The sequence below is a fragment of the Mesobacillus sp. genome (assembly GCF_049588175.1).
Classification (GTDB): Bacteria; Bacillota; Bacilli; order Bacillales; family Cytobacillaceae; genus Mesobacillus.
In genome coordinates this window covers 1-3,803 of record NZ_JBAVFI010000651.1, presented here as the reverse complement: position 1 = coordinate 3,803, position 3,803 = coordinate 1, and the positions used below count along the sequence as shown (strand labels likewise).

The window sequence follows — 3,803 nt, the reverse complement described above, 5'->3', positions numbered from 1 at the left end:
GCGCAAGCGCCTTGGTCAGCCCCGTCAAGCGCTGGCCGACTAAAACCGCCACGTCCTGTGACAACGTCGGCACTAGGACATCGTATCCGTCGAAGGTCCGACCGGTGAAGTCGTTCTTTGACTTCATTGGGCGGACCGAAGTGACTCGAGGGGCTAGGCGCTGGAGCTGGACATTTCTCGAAGTGAATATTATGCTTTCTTTTCTTTAAAAAAACTCCCGACACTTTTGCCGGGAGCCTGTTCAATCTATTTATTGTTGGTTTGGGTTGCCATAAAGCTCTTCCAAAGGCTTCATGATGATCTGGTTAAGTTCGGCAATAACCATGCTCATCCTTTGTTCAGCTTCCATCAGTTGTGAAATTTTTTCGTGCTGCTGTACTAATGCCACTGTCTTTTGAGCCTGTTCCACTTCTTCTTGTGAAATTTCCTGGCCCATCATTTGCTTTTCCTGCAGCTGCATTTGGATATTGCGGAAGCTTTCGAACATTTTTCTCGCTGTTTCATCGCTGTTTACCGCATCATAAAGATTTTTTAAGTTCGTATATTCCGAACTGTTCCTGATTGCCTTTTCAAGATCGTAGGCCGCATCGTAAGTATTAACTGCCATTTAAATCACTCCTTCTACGTTAAACGCTCCACTACACTATAACAAACTATGCACTCAAATGCGAGAAGTTCGAAACTGGCTGTAATCCAGCTTAATCCCCCTTAAAAATCACCATTAACTGACCATATTCATAATATGCATTATGTGTGTTTGCCTATTTTAAAGGAGGCTGTTTTCGCAATGCTGATCGTGATGGAGCAGCGATAAGCGATGCTGTTTTTATGAAAAGAGTCTCACAGAAATTGAGGAGAAGCTATGACGCCAGCAAAAAAGCAAGACCAAAAAATTAGCCCGGTCATCGCTTTGCTGACTGAAATAAAAGAAGAACATGGACCAGACTTCGGCAAAGTCCACTCTTTCTGCGAAGAACTTCATCAGGGGGTATCTGAGCTGGGAGGAAGCTTTTATGTCTTTTCACTTAAAGGCTTTTCTGACGAAGGAGTTGAGGGCTTTTATTATGATGACGATGTGGATGATTGGAAAAAAGGATCCCTCCCCTTCCCCAATGTGATCTACAATCGGATTTCTTCACGGCGTACGGAATATAGCAAGGGATTTAAGGGATTTTTAAATAAATTGGAATCACGGGGAATATGTATATTTAATCACCGTTTTCTTTCTAAATGGGAAATTCATGAATTTTTAATGAAGGAAGAGCATTTGCATCCTTATATTCCTGAAACATATTTGTTTACGGAACCGGTGCTTGAAAGCATGCTTAACCATCATGATGAGCTATATATTAAACCGGTGCATGGAAGCCAGGGCCGCCAAATAATCCAGCTGGTAAAAGATGATGGCCTTATCCATACTTCTTTTTCCACTGTGCAGCCAAAAGAACTCCCTCCATTCTCAAATGTTAAAAATTTAGCTCGAGCTTTATCCAACAAAGTGGCAAAGCAGCAGTATATCATCCAGCAGGGGATTCAGCTATCTGAACTAAATGGGAGAAGAATGGACTTCCGGGTCCTATGCCATAAAAATGACCAGCATTTCTGGAAGGTCACATCAATCGTCGCAAGGGTTTCAGCGGAACATTACTTCGTTTCAAATATCGCGAGGGGTGGCGAGGTCATGCGTCCTGCCCATACTCTATCTTTGATATTTGGCAAGGAACAGGCAAGACAGCAAGTTGCGCTGATGAAAGAATTGGCTCTTGAAACAGCTGAAGCCATCAGCCAGCATGCCGAAGGGTTGACTGCAGAGCTCGGGATTGATATTGGAATCGATATTAAAGGAAACCTGTGGCTGATCGAAGCCAATTCCAAGCCTTCTAAAAATTTTGAAGAGCGCGGAACAAAAATCCGGCCTTCGACGAAAGCCATAATTGAACATTGCTATGGACTTTTTGAATCGTAAAGGCCAAGAGGAGTATGAGTATGATTTCATTTGGAATGATGTCACTGAACTTAAATAGTGAGCTTTCTTATTTTACAGAGATTGCGCGGCAAGCAAACCCATCTCTTTTCACCTGCTATAGGTTTGCTCCCGCAAGCATCCAACCCGTAAGCCAATTGGCCATAGGAGAACGCTTTGACAGTAAACATGATAAATGGGTCAAGGGAGAGTTCCCTATTCCCGAAATTTTATATGACCGTTGTTTTTATTCCGATGACCTTCTTTCCAAACAATCAATGGCCATTGTCAGGTGGCTGAAGGGCAGGTCGGATATAACCTTCCTCGGAAGCGGCCTTCCAAATAAGTGGGCGATTTATGAGGCATTGTCAACATCCAGTCTCTCTCCGTATATTCCTGAAACCTTTAAAGCGACAGACGGAAAAATGGTGGTCAGCCAGCTGAAAAAATGGAAAAAATCCGTTCTTAAGCCCGCATTTGGTTCCGGAGGCGCAGGGATTTACAGCATAGAAAAAGATGGCCGTGGTTTCATTGTCGCAGCTGATTTTAGTGGGAAAATGGTACAGAAATATTTTCAAACCGAGAGTGAAACAGAGGATTGGCTGAACCGTCTCATCAACAAGAAGGAATATCTTATGCAGCCTTATCTTGAATTGACAGATTCGCAAAACTGCCCATTCGACATCAGGATCCTCTTGCAAAAGGATATGACAGGCACATGGACAGTAAGAGGAAAAGGGATCCGCCGTGGAAGCGAAGCCGGCATTATCTCTAACTTAAGCGCTGGCGGTGAGATTTTAGCTTTCGAAGACTTTGCAGAATCCCTCAGCATCAAGACAAAAAAATTCATTTTACATGAACTTGATGACATCCTAACCAAACTTCCCGAAATCCTTGAAGCCTCTTTCCCAAAACTTTTTGAACTTGGAGTCGATATTGGCCTTTCGCAGGATAATGCCTTGTGGGTGCTTGATACAAATTCAAAGCCTGGAAGAAAAGTAATAGCAGCAACAAATCCGGAAATGAAGGAAATTCTTTATAAAGCTCCGTTAGAGTATGCCTATTTTCTTAATAAGAATCTGACAGAAAGAGAGGAACAGCACTCATGAGAAAACGATATCCAATCGAGATCATCAATCATTCCAAGCAAATTGTTTTTATCCCTGATGATCTTCCTAACGGTAAGAACATCAGTAAGATCGCATTCGGAAATAAGGTGCTGGATGTTACGTGCGCTCCTCACCCAAAGGGCCGAAATGTTATCGTCCTGAGCAATGATATCCAGAAGGAATTATCCATGCCAGACCTAACTGCTCCCTTGCATGTGTTTATCGACCAGCAAACCCTGTTCATTGGACCGTTAATCGGCATTTTGACATCAGGTTTCACACCTTATCCTTTACGGCCTATTGGTGAAAGATCGATGTTCTTTGCAAAGCTCCTTTCCGTCAATAAAATGGTTGGCGCCCTTCCCTTCGTCTTTGGTGAAGAGCATATCGATTGGGATAGTGGATTAATTAATGGGTATTTTTTTGTAGATGATGGCTGGAAGACAATGAAGGTCCCCTTCCCTAACGTCGTATACGACCGTTTGCCAAACCGGAGGACTGAAAGGATGTCTGAGCTTCGCAGCTTGAAGGCGAGAATGCAGACTGATTATTTGATCCCCTGGTATAATCCAGGTTTCTTCAGCAAGCTTGATGTGTTCGAGAGGCTGCAGCAGGATGAACGTGCGTCTGAATATCTGCCTGAAACCCACCAATTCTCTTCTTTTTCAATCATTGAACGCATGCTCTCAAACTATGGCAATGTATATGTGAAACCTGCAAATGGCAGTCTA

At 43.3% G+C, this 3,803-nt stretch carries 4 protein-coding genes; 3 read left to right on the top strand and 1 reads right to left on the bottom strand.

The features are described from left to right. Positions 1-250 precede the first annotated feature (250 nt). On the bottom strand, positions 251-607 hold the full coding sequence (locus WB217_RS15665) for a YlbF family regulator (protein ID WP_423994182.1): 357 nt from the start codon (positions 605-607) through the stop codon (positions 251-253). A gap of 255 nt (positions 608-862) precedes the next feature. Here WB217_RS15665 and WB217_RS15660 point away from each other — a divergent pair, with 255 nt between their 5' ends. The 3 genes from WB217_RS15660 to WB217_RS15650 all read left to right on the top strand — a co-directional run. After that, positions 863-1,966: a YheC/YheD family protein gene (locus WB217_RS15660; protein WP_423994181.1), complete on the top strand. Its 1,104-nt coding sequence runs from the start codon at positions 863-865 to the stop codon at positions 1,964-1,966. Positions 1,967-1,986: 20 nt separating this feature from the next. Next, on the top strand, positions 1,987-3,072 hold the full coding sequence (locus WB217_RS15655; RefSeq protein ID WP_423994180.1) for a YheC/YheD family protein: 1,086 nt from the start codon (positions 1,987-1,989) through the stop codon (positions 3,070-3,072). Further along, a partial coding sequence (locus WB217_RS15650) for a YheC/YheD family protein (RefSeq protein ID WP_423994179.1) occupies positions 3,069-3,803 on the top strand: 735 nt, incomplete at its 3' end. The genes WB217_RS15655 and WB217_RS15650, both read left to right, overlap by 4 nt.